Below are 15,957 nucleotides of genomic sequence, written 5' to 3'. Positions count from 1 at the left end.
TTTGAGAAGGGAAATGGACTCACCTATTTCCAGAAATATAATGCACCCCTACGGGCGGCGACGAGTAGGTACAAAAGAACGAGCTGGAGAAGTTACCCAGAAGTTACTATATGTATGTGCTTTTGTTTTCATTATAGGTCAAATGTACAAATTATACTGAATTGACAATGGTAAGTGTTTAATTTTTACAAAAAAGCTGCTTTTTGTTACGAAGTATTGTTAATTCATAGATAAGAAACCCAAATACTGCTATATATTCAATAGTAATTAATCCTAAATGTTCTTTAAAATCTGGCTGGCTATAAGCCCAATAGCTTAAAATAACAGAAGCAGACCAGAGTAAGGAATATCTATAATCTGTAAAAATGGTTAATAGAATTAAGAAAATTATGTACCAAGGGTGTACCGTTGGCGATATGAAATAATAAATACTTAAAATAAACAGCATGGAAGTAATAAGAGCGTTTAAATTTTTGTTTTTTCTTAAAAATGTAAAAAGAAAAACCATACATATGGTTATTAGGGGGGTAATTTTACCATAAGTTTTTATAAGCTCCCAAGGCTTTGCATCATATGCTATTGCAATTTTTTTGATACCATTATAAATACTCGCATTAAACTCAAAATTAGAAAACCAAAGACCTACTGTTTCTGCGTAGTTGGCAAAAAACTGAGGAGAATAAAAAGGTAATAGCAGTGATAACATAGTACCCCCAACGATACTATAAAAAAGAATACATTTTTTAAGCTTAAAATGGCTAAGGAATAATGGCAGAAATAACAGAGGAACCAATTTTACCATTATGGAAAGGGCGTAAACTAATGCGCCAGATTTCCAGTGGTTCATAGAAAGTAAATAAAGAGACCAAATAAAGAAGAAAAGCATTACACCTTCAAAATGTAGGTTTCCTGTAAGTTCTATTAGTACCAATGGATTTAGGAAGTACCAAAATATTAAATGTGGGGAGCGGTTTAAGCTTTTCAAAAGTTTGCGACCAAAATATACAACCCCAATATCGGATAGTATAATTATAACTCGCATTACAATTACAGAGCCTAGTATGGTTTTTCCTCCGAGTAATGTCGATAAAGAAAAAATAAGTTGATTTAAAGGTGGGTAATTACTATAAAACTTGGGACTTAAATCTCCCATACCTTTATATAATTCATGAGCATTAGCAATAGCTAAATCTTTTTGCTCTATAAGTACCTTAGGTAAGTATAGATACGGATTTTTTAAATTATAAATAAGTTCTCCATCCCAAATAAATCTGTAAAAATCTTGCGATAAGTTTGGCTCAGCGAAAAGAAATACGAGCCTAAAAATAATACCAGCTCCAAGTAAGAATTTAAAATTCCATTTTTGGAATTGTATAATTTTATAACAGAGAAAAAATAATGCAATACAGAGCGTAAGAAGTTTTATAAAATCTTCTCTATGCAAGTTGTAAGCAAACGATGCATATAAAGCAATGCTTGCTAGGACAAGTAATATAGAATATTTATGTAGTCTCCAATGGGAAGTTAGTTGCCTCCACATACGTAAGTTGGTTTACTGCAATATACGAATAACCAATAATACAGATTGTTTTTATTTAGGTTTTGGGAATGTATTTTTAAAATTAAAAACACTGGTACTTGTTCCATTTTTTTGAAGCTCGGCAAGCTTTTCTACTGCTTCTTCCACAGAAGGATATTTTCCTTCAGGAATCCACCACATTGCAGTACTTACATTACCATAATTTTTAAACCACTCTTTGCGTCTTCTTAAAAAATCACTGTGGACCGTTTTATAAACATAATTACTTAAAGTTTCCACGTTTTCCCAGACAGAAATATTAATAATAATCTGTACATCATTATATGGGTTAAGGTTTGTAGCGTTGTTAGAATCATCTTTAAGACGCCAAACAAAACCAGGGCTGTTTTCGGCTAGATTGTTAATGGTATCTAAGTTGTCAACAAACTCTTTCATTATAGGGTCATCTATAGTAATACCTTTAATGCGAGCAATATTTATTTCTGCTAATTGGTAGTTCATTTTTTTAATATTTATCCTTGTTTAATTTTTATTTTCTGCTAAATGCCCAAGTTGCCTTATGCCAAAGCGTTTCTAAAGGTCCTCGTTTGTTTTTATGCATCCACCAAGTAGAAAATATACCCATTATTATAGCTAAAACTATACTTAAAAGCATACTATAAGTAGCGCCTGTATATTTATATAATCCAAGACCAAAGCCGTAATAAATACTAGAACCTAAAATAGACTGAATAATGTAGTTGGATAAACTCATTTTTCCTATTGGTGATAAATAATGTAGAATTTTGGCTCCAATTTTAGACTGAAAAAGGAGTAAAAAGCTAGATACTAAAACAAGCATAAATGCAATGTTTGTCCATGATTTTTCTATAATGGTTATAGAGCGATTAATAATTTTACTATCTATTTCTGGTAGAATATTCTTTTGCACGTAATAGAGAATAACAAAAGCTAAGAAGGACAACAATAAGCACTTTAACCATATTTTTCTATTCTTTTTAGAGGGAGAAAAAATACCAACCCTTCCTCCAAGCATGCCCAATAAAAAAAGGGCAAGAATATGTGCATATCTACCGTTTTCATGACTCCACTGTAAAACTGCTAATTTACCGTTAGTTAAATTCCCATAAACAGTATCTATAAAAGAACCTGCTTTAATATAACTATCCATTTTTCCAAAATAGGTCCAAGATTTAGGATTGGCAATTTCTAGATTGGGGTTTTGTATTGCGCTGTATAAATTAGCTAGTTCTATTGGTTGGGCAAGTAATAGAAGAGAAATAATAAAAATAGCTTTATTATTCATTTTACTAAATGGAATAATGAAAAAGCCTAGTGCAGCATATATAGTAAGAATATCTCCTTGGTAAAAAGCAGAGTTAATAAAGCCAAAGGCTAATAATAGTACAAGCCTCCAAGCAAAAATTAACCTAAAATCTTTTCCTTTTTTTTCTTGATTATTGGTTTGTATAAAGAATGTAAGGCCAAATAAAAGAGCAAAAATGGCATAGGATTTACCGGCGAATAAAAAAAAGGAAGTATCCCATATTTTTTTGTCCAATTGGACCATCCAATCGGGTAAATTGGGAGGTAAGAAGTAAACATCAAAATGTTCTAAATTATGCAGTAACATAATAGACACTATTGCAAAACCTCGTAACGCGTCTACTGCATGTATTCTTGTAGAAAAATCTGATTGGTTTGTCATTTTTAATGAATTCAGTTAAAGGTAGTTTATTATAGAAATAGCGTGCAAATTAGAATCACTTTTTTACAAAAGATGCCTCTATATTACTTTGTTAATATGGGGTAAGTATAGGATAATATAGTTAAATACAGTTGTGCATTCTTATTTTAATATTGTTTACAGGTGAATTTAAGAAGAGTACAATCATTTTCTTTAATCCATTTATAATAAAAACCAACTACATGAAAACGTCATTCGTAATTTTAGTAAGTTCCGTTATTCTTTTAATAGGTTGTAATTTTAAAAAAGATGTAAAACGTATAACGCAAGATTTTAATAAGGATTGGAAATTTAGGTTGGGAGACGAATCAGAAGCATTTCAAATGAATTATGAAGATGATAGTTGGAAAACAATTAATGTTCCGCACGATTGGAGTATTGAAGAGGGCTACAAAAACGTAGAAGAAACAGCTGCGAGTACTGGTTTTACCCCAGGAGGAATAGGTTGGTATAGAAAATCTTTTAGGCTTAACAAAGAAGATGTTCATAAACATATAAGTATTCTTTTTGATGGTGTCTATAACAACTCTAGCGTATGGTTAAATGGTAATTTGCTGGGGACAAGACCTAATGGGTATAGTTCTTTTCAATATAATTTAACGCCTTATTTAAAACATGGAGATTCTTTAAATGTATTAGCTGTAAAAGTAGATCATAGTGCGTATGTAGATTCTAGATGGTATACAGGTTCTGGTATTTATAGAAAAGTACAGTTAATAAAAAAATCTCCTCTACATATTGCTAATTGGGGAGTTCAGATTACGACACCTAAAATTACTAAGGAGTATGCAGAAATAAATATTGAAACCAAGTTAGAAAATACAGGAATTAAAAACCCTAAAAACATAACGTTAAGATACGTGGTACAAGATAGTTTGGGGGTATCAGTGGCGTTTAAAGAGATAACTCTTAAAAATGAATTACAATCCTCTATAAAATTAGAAATTAAAAAAGCTCTTCTTTGGTCTGTGGAAAATCCAAATTTATATACCTTAAAAGTAGAAGTTTTACAGGATGGTACTGTGGTGGATAACGTTTCTGAAAAATTTGGAGTCCGTAGTTTTAATTTTGATGCCAACAAAGGGTTTTCTTTAAACGGAAAATCGATGAAAATAAAAGGTGTAAATATACATCATGATGCAGGTGCTCTTGGTGCAGCAGTTCCTAAAGGGATATGGGAGTATCGTATGGAAAAACTAAAATCTGTTGGAGTAAATGCCATTCGCTTGTCTCATAATCCGCATGCTGTTGAACTATTAGAAGTTTGTGATGCTTTAGGGCTTTTAGTTATGAATGAGGCTTTTGATGAGTGGCACCTTCCTAAAGGAAAAAGTAAAGTTTATTTAGGGGATAATGCGGCAAGTGAAGAGGCTTCTAAAGCTTACCCTGAACATTTTAAGGAATGGGCGGAAAGAGATTTAAAAGATTTAATTAAAAGAGATTTTAATCATCCGTCGGTTATTATGTGGAGTATTGGTAATGAAATTGAATGGACTTTTCCGGAATATTCCAAGACCTTTAATGAGGTAAATAAAGATATTATGGCAGATTCTTATCACTTTACTCCAAAATATGATTCTATTGCTATAAAAGCAATTTTGAAAAAAAATGTAGGTGCTAATGATGAGTTGGCAAATACGGCAAAGCAGCTAGTAAAATGGGTTAAAGAAGAAGATATTTCAAGGCCAGTAACTTGCGGTAGTGTATTGCCATCTGTAAGTATCGCTAGTGGTTATGGTAAGGCTGTTGATGTTCTTGGTTTTAACTATAGAGCTGCAGATTATGATGCTGCTCACAAAACGTATCCAGACTTAAAAATACTCGGTTCCGAAAATTGGGTAGATTATATGGAATGGAAAAACTGTTTAGAACGCGATTTTGTTTCAGGTGTGTTTCTTTGGACAGGATTTGCTTACTTGGGAGAGGCAGGACCATGGCCAAGAAAAGGATTAAATATTTCTCTTTTCGATTTTGCAGGATTTAAAAACCCAAGAGGACATTTTTTTGAATGTTTATGGAAAGAAGATTCAAAAGTTTATATGGTAACCACTCCTGCAAATGAATCTGAGTTTTCTTTTGATAAGAAAAAGGGATGGGAGTTTAACATGCAGTTGACACCTCCACCAGTATGGAAAATGCTGCGAAAATGGGAATGGTATAAAGTATATTCTAAGTGGAAATATGATGAAGGTGAGCCTATTATAGTACAAACATATACCAATTGTGAGGAGGCTGAATTATTTTTAAACAGTGTTTCTTTAGGAAAGCAAAAATTATCGGATTTTAATGAGGATAATATTATAAAATGGCAAGTTCCTTTTACTCAAGGAGAATTAAAGGTAGTAGGCTATAATAATGGTATAAAAGAGAAAGAATATATGCTACATACTAATAGCGATGAGGTGGCAAAAATTAGTTTAAAAGCAAATAAAGAAGAGGTGTATGTTAATGATATTACTGTTATAACAGCTAAATTATTGGATGATAAAGGAAATTTAATTACCACAGCGGATAAAGAAATTGTTTTTTCTATTTCTGATAATGCCAAAATTATTGGAATAGATAACGGATGGGAAAAGAACGTACAATCCCATAAATCGAACGGGATAATAACGCATCAAGGAAAAGCGATACTAATAGTACAGACTAAAAAAGAAAAAGGAATAGTTAAAGTTTCGGCTACTGTTAATGGGGTAAAATCAAAAGAATTTTTAATAACAGTTCCATAAGATTTACGAAGCTTCTATAGTTCTAAAAGTTAGATTTATTCTTGGTGTATGTACTTTTTTGGTTGGCGGTAATCGGTGTAACCAATGTTTTTGTGTTTCGCCTTTCGTCGAAAAAAAAATTAATATTCAATAAAAATATATACTAAACGTTAGAGAATGGTTGTCAAAACTATAAAAACCATTACCAATGCATCACGTTTTACGTATTCTACTATTTTCTTTATTTCTTAGTATTTCTAATATTATTAATGCGGCAGGTGTAAATCCTTTTCTGGTATTGTCTAATAACTCTGCTGTCTGTCCTACAGATGGTAGTATAACACCAGAGCTTTCTCTTTGTTACCCTGGTGACATGCGTATAGTGCAAGTTTCAGATCCAGAGGTTCTTTCTGTACAATGGCAAAAATTAGATGAAAACTCTTGTTCTCCTGTAGGTGCAGATTGTGCAAACTTAAACCCAACTTGTACCTGGAATACTATTTCTACAGAAGCATCTTTATCGATAAATTCTATTGGGCAGTATCGGGTGGTTCTAGGTTATGAAAATGATGTTTTTGAAAGTTTTTATGCTAAGGTTTTTGAAAATAATATTACATCTTCGGTTTTAACAGTTCAGCCTATAAGTAGTAATGGTGCAAGTGATGGTATTATTGAAGTTTTTGTATCGGGTAATTCAGGTCCATATAGTTATCAGTTATTAGATTTTAATTTTAATCCGATTGTAGCTTATCAAGCTAACCCAGTTTTTACAAATCTTCCTGCTGGAACGTATAACATAAGTACTATTAACTCCTATGGGTGTGAAGTTACTTCACAAATTAGCCTTACAGAACCTCCAATTTTAGTAGGCCAGTTAATCCAAACCCAAGCAACATCTTCTTGTTTAGATACAGGAGTAATTACGGCAAATGCATCTGGCGGAATGCCACCATATATGTATTCTATAAACGGAGGGATGACTTATGTAAATACAAATGTTTTTTCCAATTTAGGTATTGGTAATTATACAGTTAATATTAGAGATGCTAGCAACATTGTTATTAGTACTAACGGTGTAAGTGTAACTTCATTAGAAGATATACAGAGTACTTATACAGTTCAAAACGTAACTTGTTATGGAGAATCAAATGGGAGTATTACGGTGGAAACTATAGGTGGTTCAGGACAGTATCAGTACCAGCTATCTAACGGAATAGATGTTTTAGTTCCTTACCAAAATAGTAACGTTTTTAATAATTTGGCAGTTGGGTCTTATGAAATTAATGTGCAAGATAGCTTAGGATGTGTTTTAATTCTTCCAACTATTGTAATTACAGAGCCACTAGCTTTAGATACTTCTGTTTCAGTTACGTCAATAACTGGTCATGGGGCAAATGATGGCATTATTACAATTACACCATCAGGAGGTACACCAGATTATACGTTTGCTATTTCGCCAAACTTAAATTTATTTTCTACAGATAATACTTTTACAGGTTTAGCTCCTGGCGCTTATACAATAATGGTTAGTGATGCTAATGGGTGTATTGTAAATGTTACACAAGAAATTACAGAGCCAGAAGAGTTAATGGTAACGTTAGAGGTACCTTCCATTTTATGTGGAGTAGCGGTAGATACGCAAGTGAAAATTATAGCTACAGGGGGCTCAGGAAATTTTTTATACGCTTATAATTCTTTAGATATAATAGATGCTCAAGTAGACAATATTTTTATGAGCATAACTCCTGGTAATCATTTTATTTCAGTATTCGATGCTAGTGGTTATTTTAAAACGGTAGATTTTACAGTAGAAGAGTCAGAAGGGTTATCGTTAAATAATGAAATAGCATATGATTTTGAGACCAATAAATCATCGGTAAAAATATCTGTAGATGGGGGAGAAGCTCCATATTATTTCTCTAATGATGACGTAGTATATAGTACCTTTCCTTTATTTAACGGTCTAATAAATGGAGAATATATATTTTATGTAAAGGATAAAAATGATTGTAAAAGTTCTATCACAGTAACTATTGATTTTAGAGATTCAGAGTCTGATGGTGTTTTAGATAGGGATGAAGATGTAAATAATAACGGAAATTTAGAAGATGATGATACGGATAATGACGGTATTCCTAATTATTTAGATAGTGATGATGATGGGGATGGAGTTTCTACAATAGATGAAATAGATAATATTGGTACAGATAAAAATAAAAAATCGGCTAAGAAAGTAGTGTATTTAGATACCGATAAAGATAATATACCCAATTATATAGATAGTGATGATGACGGAGATGGCTATTTAACTATAGACGAAGATTATAATAATAATGGAAATCCTGCAGATGATGATATTAACAAAAGTGGGGTTGCAGATTATTTAGAAAAAGAAATTCATCCCGAATCTGTTACGGAATTAGATCTTAAAAAAGAAGTGGTTGTTTTTCAAAATACAGGGCATACAGAATCTATTAATTTATTATGGAAGGCAGTACAAAAATCGGAAACCATTATTAAAATATATAACGGAAAAGGGAACATAGTATATTCTAATAATTTAAAAAATGGGACTTACGAAGCTAAATTAAATGTAAGTCAATTATCTCGGGGAATATATTTTATCTACATTAAAAATGACGACATGGAGGAAATTAAAAAAGTACTAATTCAATAAGATTTACGAAGTTTCTATAGTTCTAAAAGTTAGATTTATTCTTGGTGTATGTACTTTTTTGGTTGGCGGTAATCGGTGTAACCAATGTTTTTGTGTTTCGCCTTTCATTACCAATAAGCTACCTTTTTCTAGAATTATATTAACGGTCTTTTTGGTGTCTTTATGTTTAAAAAGAAACTTTCTCTCTGCACCAAAACTAAGGGAAGCAATGGCTCCATTTTGTTTTAAATCTTTTTCACCATCACTATGCCAAGCCATACCTTCTTCTCCATTATGGTAAAGATTTAATAAACAAGAGTTATATGTTTCACCTGTTTTATTTTCTACTATTTCTTTTAGCTCTAAAAGCTCTTTAGTCCATGGTAGAGATATTTTTGTGCTCTTAGAATAGGTATATTCAAATGATCTAGCAGCATACCAAGCGACTTTACGTTTGGTAAAAATCTTTTTTCCAAAAATTACGGCCTCATCAGGCTTCCATGCTATGGTGTTGTAGAGAGTGTTAAAATAAAATTGACATTTGGAAAGATTTAATACGGTACCATAATAAATAACTTCTCCATCGAAAGGTAAAATATTAGGAGTAGTATCTTGATTAAATAAATCCATCTTTAAAAGGTGAAATTTAAATATATAATGTTAAAAGGTGCGTAAGGGTATATTAAGCTCTTGCCGTAAGAGACTTAAAAAATACATAACCAAAACCTAGAAATAACATAAAATGAAAGGGAAAGAGTCCAAAATCATTTAATGGAATAGCACTATACATTCCAAAAAGGAAGTAAATCATAAGCGCAGCTTCTATTATCATATTAGGAGAAAGTTTCTTTGCTAGGTATTTATTGCCTTTCCAGCTATCTCTAAGATTATTAAGATTAAATTTCGGTGTTCTAACAAACTCGCTACGTTTTCCCATATGACCTTCTAGCACAGCAATAGAATTATGCAGTGAAAACCCGAGCGCTACAGAGAAAAAGGTAAAAAATAGTTTTATATAATCTATAAAATTATCAAAACTACTTCCTTGGATGCTTTTATAGGTAAACCAATAACAAACAAAAAGTATAATAGTACTGACGATGAAAAAACTTGTTACTTCAAAAACCCAACCTAAATGTCCGTACATGTTTTTTATGTAAAGCATAGGAATACTTAAAAGAGCAACTATAAATACGCAAAGAAACATAGAGCTATTAAGTAAGTGCATTACACCATGAAATTTGGTTTTAAAAGGAATATTTTTAGCGCTAATTACGCTCCATACCGTTTTTCTAAAATTTTCAGCCCCACCTTTATTCCATCTAAATTGTTGGGAACGTGCAGCACTAATTACAACAGGTAACTCAGCGGGAGTTTCTACATCTTCTAAATATTTAAACTTCCAATTTTTTAATTGTGCTCTATAGCTTAAATCTAAATCTTCTGTTAGGGTGTCGCCTTCCCAATTCCCGGCATCTAGAATACATTCTTTACGCCAAATACCTGCGGTACCATTAAAGTTTATAAAATGACCTTTAGCATTACGTCCTACCTGTTCTAAAGTAAAGTGAGCATCTAAGGCAAAGGCTTGTATTTTAGTTAAAGTAGAATAATCTCTATTAATATGCCCCCAACGCGTTTGTACAACACCTATTTCTTCATCTTTAAAATAAATAACGGTTTTCTTAAGCCAATCGCTATCTGGTAAAAAATCAGCATCGAAAATGGCGATAAAATCTCCTTTAGCAACTTCGAGTCCTTCTTTTAAAGCACCCGCTTTAAAACCTTGCCTATTTGTTCTACAAATATGTTTTATATCTAAACCAGTTGCTTGCAGTTTTTTTATGTGCTTTGCCGTATCTATTACAGTTTCATCTGTAGAGTCGTCTAGTACCTGAATTTCTAATTTACTAAGAGGATATTCTAATTTTGCAATATTTTCCAAAAGGCGGTCCATCACATATTCTTCATTATATACAGGAAGTTGAATGGTTACAAAAGGAATTTCTTTTGGGTCTAAAAGGTTAAATTTTGGAGCTGTCTTATTCCGTTTTTTATAACCTAAATAATTGACTAGCAGATTAAGTTGTGCTAAGCTGTAGAAAAAAATCAACACCAGAGCAATGCTGTAAATGGCAATAATTATGTATGCAATTGTAAGTCCCATTTTATTTGATGCTATATTTAAATATCCAACTTAATATTTTAATGCCAGCAAATATACTACCTTTTACTGTTCCTGATACTTTTGAGATACCAATTCTTTTTTTGTAACGTACTGGAACTTCGGTATATGCTAGTTTTTGTTTTAAAGCTTTAAGTTGCATTTCAACTGTCCAGCCATAGGTTTCGTCTTCCATTTGTAGAGACAATAATTTATCATATTGTATTGCTCTAAAAGGTCCTAAATCTGTAAATGTAGCTTTAAAAAGTACTTTCATTAAGCTAGTAGCTAGCCAATTACCAAAAATTTGTTGCGGTGTCATACTACCATCTTCTCTAAGCTCTTTTACACGTGCACCAATAACAAAATCTACTTTTTTATCTACTATTGGTTGCACTAATTTAGTAAGTTCTTCGGGGTAATCCGAATAGTCTCCGTCAAGGAATACGATAATATCGGGTTTTTTGGATTGTTTGCTTACATAATCTAGTCCAGCTAAACAGGCAAATCCGTAACCCATTTTAGTTTCCGTAAGTACTGTAGCACCTGATTTTTCTGCATTTATGACCGTTTTATCAGTAGAATTATTGTTTACTACAATAATTTCTGATACTTCTTTAGGAATTTCCTTTATTACCTGGGAAATAGAATCTGCTTCGTTAAAAGCCGGAATAATAACTTTTATATTGGTCATTAATGTAAATCGGATAATTTATTTTCTTTTTTAAAACTGGAAAAAGTTGTCCATTCTTTTATTCTTTTTCCATTAATATATTGAACAGCGGCAGTAATTTTTTCATTTTTATATTTTAGGCAATATCCATTTTTTTTACCGTCTTTAAGTTGGCATTTATGGGTAATTACTCCTTTTTTATCATAAAAAAGCCACCAATTAATCATCTGTCCATTTTCATACTTCCCTTCGCGAAGTCTAACATTATTTTTACTGTAAAAATACCAATAGTTTTCTCTTTTATTGTTTTTATAATGACCTTGTTCGGAAAGGGTTCCGTTTTCATGATAAAATTTCCAATATCCTGTTTTAATATTTTTTCGGAGCCATCCTTCTTCTTTTATTTTTCCATTTTCGTAAAACGCCTTATGATACCGGGTATCGTCTTTTTCTTTTAAATTTAGAAAAAGACATAATATAGCGATTATTGAAACTTTAAAAACCATGCTATTTTTTATTTACTAATTCCATTAAATCTACATCATTGCCGAGGAGCACTTCGGTAGGGTTAATTCTCCCTTCAGTAGGGCCATTTTCTAGTTTTAAAACACCACGTGGACAAACAGCAGAACAAACACCGCAACCAACACAACTAGATCTAACAATATTTTCTCCTTTTTGCGCATATGCTCTAACATCAATACCTTGTTCGCAATATGTGGAACAATTTCCGCAAGAAATACATTGCCCTCCATTGGTAGTAATTCTAAATCTAGATTTAAAACGTTGCACGAATCCTAAATAAGCAGCCAATGGGCAACCAAATCTGCACCAAACTCTATTTCCAAAAATAGGGTAAAAACCGGTTCCAATTACACCAGCAAAGATAGCTCCTATTAAAAAGCTGTAGGTATTCATTATACTTTGAACTTTAATACCTAGTACAGTTCCAGTTTCTGCAAAAAAGCCATATAATGTAAATCCGGTCATAACTAATGCAAAAAGTAATACCCCATGAATTAACCAACGTTCTACTTTCCAAGAAAATAAGGATTTGCTTGAATGTTGGCGATAAGGGTCTCCTAGAGTTTCTGCTAGTCCACCACATCCGCAAACCCATGAGCAGTACCATCTTTTTCCAAAGAAGTAAACCATTACTGGTACAATGACTACTGTTAATAGAATACCCCAAACAAGAATAAATAAGCCTAAACCTCCACTTGATATTAATTCTTTTAAATTCCAATTGAAAAAGAAATCATAGTCTAAAGGGAAGGCATTTTTAAAATCGTACCCTTTAGAGTAAGATAACTGTAACCTTACCATAATCTCTGGAATTAAAAAAGCAAATACAATCTGAAAGAATAATACAGATGTTGTCCTTACCATTTGGTACATATTATGGCGATATTTAATGTACATACGTATGGCCATAACGGTCATAACTACACAATACATAAACCCGTAAACAAACCAATGCCCTGCAAGATTGCCACTTAAAGACACACTTATTGGGTCTACTAAATACGTCCAGTTTACCGCATACTCCGATTTAAAATATAAAATGAGATAAAAACTCACTAAAAAAATAAAAACCAGCCAGGCTATCCAACCTTTGTTTGTAGAACTTTGGTGGTAAATATGGTCATTTTTAATTCCTTTTTTCCCTAAAGTTATTACTTGAGGCACTATAAACATTAGGGCTCCAATAATACCTAAGCCAAAGGTTAAAAACCACATTAAACCTTTATTTTCAGGAATAAAACCGTAACCCGATTTTTTACGAATAGTAGTTGCTAAATCTCCACCGCTAACATAAACTTTTTTGCTCCATTCTTTGTTTTTGGAATGAACAGTATTGGCATTGGTAATTACCTTATCTACTATTGGTTCTAAAGAAGTTACTCCAGTAAAGTCTTTGTCTACTATTTTGCTTTTTAGATTTTGAATGAATAGTTCACTTTTTATACCCTGACTAGTAATCAATTCATCAAAACCTTTTTGGTCTAGTTTAAAATTACCTAAAAATGGTAAGGCAGTAAAAAATCCTAGTCCAACTAAAAATATGGTAATCCCTATGTTTTGTATTGCTTTCATAATTACGCTCTAGATTTAGGTGTAGTAAAGATTCTTGTCCAACTTTTTTTCTTTGGAGAAATTTGAGTGTCAAATTTTTTGTTGAAATGAGTTATAATTTCTTGTTCGTACTGAGCATAAAACTCAGGGTCAAAATTAGCGTCTTTAAGATATTCCATGACGTATTCTATATTTCTATTTTCAGTAAGCCATTGATCAAATATTTTATGACGCATGCGAATACCGAATGTGTTAATTCCTAAAAATTCTTTTGTGTCTTTATGAAAAGCGATAGTTACACATATTTTTTCTGATGCATGTCGCCAATGAAAGTGTTGCTCGTACTCTTTTTTATTTAATTCACTAAAAACCCAACCATAGGTTTGGTATTCTAGATCCAAAAATTTGGCAGAGTTAAACCAATGTCCAGGCTTGTATTCTGTTGGATTGCCGCAAATAGTTTGCGCAAGAGTTTCTCCCATCATTCTTCCAGTATACCAAACGGCCTCAATTGGTCTTCGATTACCTATTCCTTCGTGTTGTTCTGCGCAATCTCCTATAGCATAAATATTAGGAATATTGGTTTCTAACATCCTATTTACTTTTATCCCTCGACCCAGTTCTATTCCAGAATCCCTTAAAAAACTAATATTCGGAGAAACGCCAGCTGTAAGGCCAACAACATCGCAATCAATAGTATCTCCTTTATCCGTAACAACAGCTTTTGCTTTACCACTTTCATCGGATAGTATTTCCACCAAATTCGTCTCTAATCGTAAATCTATATGGTGTTCTAAAATATGTTCATTGATCATTTGAGATTCTCCGTTTGGAAGTACTCCATTCCAAAAACTACTTTCACGAACTAAAAAAGTTACAGGAATATCTCTGCTCCTTAGCATTTCGGCCATTTCTATTCCAATTAAACCGCCGCCAACAATTACAGCTCTTTTGCAGATTTTTTTATTAGGAGCATTTTTTTCTAATGCATCTAAATCTTGTTTAGAATATAGGCCTTGTACATGACTTAAATCTTGCCCAGGCCAGCCAAATTTATTTGGTTTGGAACCTGTAGCAATAATTAATTTATCATATGATATATCCGTGCTATTTTCAATTTTAAGAGTTTGGTTTTTATGGTCAATAAAATGTACATACCCTTTAACTAAATTAATTCTGTTTTTTTTCCAAAACCAATTTTCGTAGGGTTGCGTATGTTCAAACTTCATATGGCCCATATAGATATACATAAGTGCGGTTCTTGAAAAAAAATAATCTGTTTCCGCAGATATAATTGTAATTTTCTTATCGGATAATTTTCTAATATGGCGAGCCGCTGTTACCCCAGAAATACCATTACCTATGATGACTATATGTTCCATAAAATTGATTGGTTATTTGATGTCTGTCGAAGTTAAACATAAAAACTTAACAAAATTTTGAAATTTATTTTTGTGATAATCACGTGATATTCTTCGTGATAACTATGTGATACTTTTGAAGTTCCTTTGACCCAAGAAAGAAAAAGTATTGCTTTGTTAAGTTTTTAAAATATAAGCGACATAGCATATGTAAATTGCATTTAAAACGTAAACAATACAATTTATATTATTATTTATCGATATAATTAACAAGATTTTTCTTTCAGAAATATTAATTTAAAAAAATAATTATGAAAAAAATAGTAGCTCTAATATTATTGGCTTTTATAGGTCACTTTAGTATTGCTCAAAGTACAGAAATGTTTATTAATAAGGCAGATGTTTTTTTAGGTAAACATGTTAAAAATGGTAAAGTTGCATATTCTGATATCAAAAAAAATACAGCAGAATTAGATGCTATATTGCAATTAGCTCAAGAAATAAAAGTGGAAAAGAGCAATGTTAAAGAATACCAATCTTTTTGGATAAATGGTTATAATTTAACAGTAATTAAAAGTATAGTAGATAACTACCCTATTAAATCGCCATTAAATAAAGCAGGTTTTTTTGATAAGATAAAGCATAATATAGGAGGTAAAAACATTACGCTTAATGATATTGAGAATAAATTATTAAGAGGTAATTTTCCTAAAGAACCTCGTTTTCATTTTGTTCTTGTTTGCGCAGGTTTAGGCTGCCCACCAATAATAAATACTGCCTATAAGCCAAGCACTTTAGAGAAACAATTGCAGATGCAAACCGTTGCAGCATTAAATGACACTAAATTTATACAGGTAAATAAAAACAAAGTAAAAATTTCTCAAATATTTGAGTGGTACAAAGGCGATTTTACAAAGAATGGATCTTTAGTAGATTATATTAATCAATACAAAAAGGAAAAATTACCAATGAAAGCTAAGGTGTCTTATTATCCTTATGACTGGACGTTAAATGATTTAAAATAAAAAACAA

Annotated in this window: 12 protein-coding genes and 1 pseudogene; 3 read left to right on the top strand and 10 right to left on the bottom strand. The window is 31.9% G+C overall.

The features are described 5' to 3' along the window. Positions 1-178: 178 nt before the first annotated feature. Genes Q0856_RS07745 through Q0856_RS07735 form a run of 3 tightly spaced genes read right to left on the bottom strand, consistent with a single transcriptional unit; the run spans position 179 to position 3,248 of the window. Positions 179-1,540: a mannosyltransferase gene (locus tag Q0856_RS07745; protein WP_298503909.1), complete on the bottom strand. Its 1,362-nt coding sequence runs from the start codon at positions 1,538-1,540 to the stop codon at positions 179-181. Positions 1,541-1,591: 51 nt separating this feature from the next. Then, a complete protein-coding gene (locus Q0856_RS07740; RefSeq protein ID WP_298477593.1) occupies positions 1,592-2,041 on the bottom strand; it encodes a DUF3291 domain-containing protein in 450 nt (149 codons plus the stop codon). A 28-nt stretch (positions 2,042-2,069) separates the two neighbouring features. Beyond that, positions 2,070-3,248, bottom strand: coding sequence for a DUF418 domain-containing protein (locus Q0856_RS07735; RefSeq protein ID WP_298503906.1), 1,179 nt, complete (start codon positions 3,246-3,248; stop codon positions 2,070-2,072). Between the two features lie 221 nt (positions 3,249-3,469). Here Q0856_RS07735 and Q0856_RS07730 point away from each other — a divergent pair, with 221 nt between their 5' ends. Continuing rightward, positions 3,470-6,016 carry a sugar-binding domain-containing protein gene (locus tag Q0856_RS07730; RefSeq protein WP_298503902.1) on the top strand — a complete coding sequence of 849 codons (2,547 nt, stop codon included), beginning with the start codon at positions 3,470-3,472 and terminating at the stop codon, positions 6,014-6,016. A gap of 3 nt (positions 6,017-6,019) precedes the next feature. Here Q0856_RS07730 and Q0856_RS07725 read toward each other — a convergent pair. Continuing rightward, positions 6,020-6,121 (bottom strand): annotated as a pseudogene (locus Q0856_RS07725) (alpha-ketoglutarate-dependent dioxygenase AlkB); the annotation flags it as partial. Positions 6,122-6,203: 82 nt separating this feature from the next. On the opposite strand from Q0856_RS07725, the gene Q0856_RS07720 reads away from it, so the two are divergent. Continuing rightward, positions 6,204-8,672, top strand: a complete 2,469-nt coding sequence (locus Q0856_RS07720) for a T9SS type A sorting domain-containing protein (protein WP_298503899.1) — start codon at positions 6,204-6,206, stop codon at positions 8,670-8,672. A 3-nt stretch (positions 8,673-8,675) separates the two neighbouring features. Here Q0856_RS07720 and Q0856_RS07715 read toward each other — a convergent pair whose 3' ends face one another. The 6 genes from Q0856_RS07715 to Q0856_RS07690 are packed head-to-tail and all read right to left on the bottom strand — an operon-like array spanning position 8,676 to position 14,946. Next, a complete protein-coding gene (locus tag Q0856_RS07715) occupies positions 8,676-9,281 on the bottom strand; it encodes an alpha-ketoglutarate-dependent dioxygenase AlkB (protein WP_298503897.1) in 606 nt (201 codons plus the stop codon). 52 nt (positions 9,282-9,333) lie between these two features. Further along, complete coding sequence (locus Q0856_RS07710; RefSeq protein WP_298503894.1) at positions 9,334-10,818, bottom strand: cellulose synthase family protein; 1,485 nt, start codon at positions 10,816-10,818, stop codon at positions 9,334-9,336. A 1-nt stretch (position 10,819) separates the two neighbouring features. Further along, complete coding sequence (locus tag Q0856_RS07705; protein ID WP_298503892.1) at positions 10,820-11,509, bottom strand: glycosyltransferase family 2 protein; 690 nt, start codon at positions 11,507-11,509, stop codon at positions 10,820-10,822. Beyond that, a complete protein-coding gene (locus Q0856_RS07700) occupies positions 11,509-11,994 on the bottom strand; it encodes a hypothetical protein (protein WP_298477612.1) in 486 nt (161 codons plus the stop codon). Before Q0856_RS07700 ends, Q0856_RS07705 begins: the two co-directional genes overlap by 1 nt. Before the next feature lies 1 nt (position 11,995). Further along, a complete protein-coding gene (locus Q0856_RS07695) occupies positions 11,996-13,585 on the bottom strand; it encodes a 4Fe-4S binding protein (protein ID WP_298503889.1) in 1,590 nt (529 codons plus the stop codon). A 2-nt stretch (positions 13,586-13,587) separates the two neighbouring features. Beyond that, positions 13,588-14,946, bottom strand: a complete 1,359-nt coding sequence (locus tag Q0856_RS07690; RefSeq protein ID WP_298503886.1) for an FAD/NAD(P)-binding oxidoreductase — start codon at positions 14,944-14,946, stop codon at positions 13,588-13,590. Between the two features lie 290 nt (positions 14,947-15,236). Here Q0856_RS07690 and Q0856_RS07685 point away from each other — a divergent pair, with 290 nt between their 5' ends. Next, positions 15,237-15,950, top strand: a complete 714-nt coding sequence (locus Q0856_RS07685) for a DUF547 domain-containing protein (RefSeq protein ID WP_298503884.1) — start codon at positions 15,237-15,239, stop codon at positions 15,948-15,950. Positions 15,951-15,957: the final 7 nt, after the last annotated feature.

The organism is uncultured Maribacter sp., from assembly GCF_947496775.1.
GTDB lineage: Bacteria > Bacteroidota > Bacteroidia > Flavobacteriales > Flavobacteriaceae > Maribacter_B.
The sequence above is the reverse complement of the archived record's forward strand: the minus strand, read 5'-3'. Positions and strand labels throughout refer to the sequence as shown.

Bases quoted from the DNA above. Each gene is read 5' to 3' on its own strand.
- Q0856_RS07705 (WP_298503892.1), bottom strand. From the start codon at position 11,509: ATGACCAATATAAAAGTTATTATTCCGGCTTTTAACGAAGCAGATTCT.
- Q0856_RS07715 (WP_298503897.1), bottom strand. From the start codon at position 9,281: ATGGATTTATTTAATCAAGATACTACTCCTAATATTTTACCTTTCGAT.
- Q0856_RS07740 (WP_298477593.1), bottom strand. From the start codon at position 2,041: ATGAACTACCAATTAGCAGAAATAAATATTGCTCGCATTAAAGGTATT.
- Q0856_RS07710 (WP_298503894.1), bottom strand. From the start codon at position 10,818: ATGGGACTTACAATTGCATACATAATTATTGCCATTTACAGCATTGCT.
- Q0856_RS07720 (WP_298503899.1), top strand. From the start codon at position 6,204: ATGCATCACGTTTTACGTATTCTACTATTTTCTTTATTTCTTAGTATT.
- Q0856_RS07700 (WP_298477612.1), bottom strand. From the start codon at position 11,994: ATGGTTTTTAAAGTTTCAATAATCGCTATATTATGTCTTTTTCTAAAT.
- Q0856_RS07695 (WP_298503889.1), bottom strand. From the start codon at position 13,585: ATGAAAGCAATACAAAACATAGGGATTACCATATTTTTAGTTGGACTA.
- Q0856_RS07685 (WP_298503884.1), top strand. From the start codon at position 15,237: ATGAAAAAAATAGTAGCTCTAATATTATTGGCTTTTATAGGTCACTTT.
- Q0856_RS07735 (WP_298503906.1), bottom strand. From the start codon at position 3,248: ATGACAAACCAATCAGATTTTTCTACAAGAATACATGCAGTAGACGCG.
- Q0856_RS07730 (WP_298503902.1), top strand. From the start codon at position 3,470: ATGAAAACGTCATTCGTAATTTTAGTAAGTTCCGTTATTCTTTTAATA.
- Q0856_RS07690 (WP_298503886.1), bottom strand. From the start codon at position 14,946: ATGGAACATATAGTCATCATAGGTAATGGTATTTCTGGGGTAACAGCG.
- Q0856_RS07745 (WP_298503909.1), bottom strand. From the start codon at position 1,540: ATGTGGAGGCAACTAACTTCCCATTGGAGACTACATAAATATTCTATA.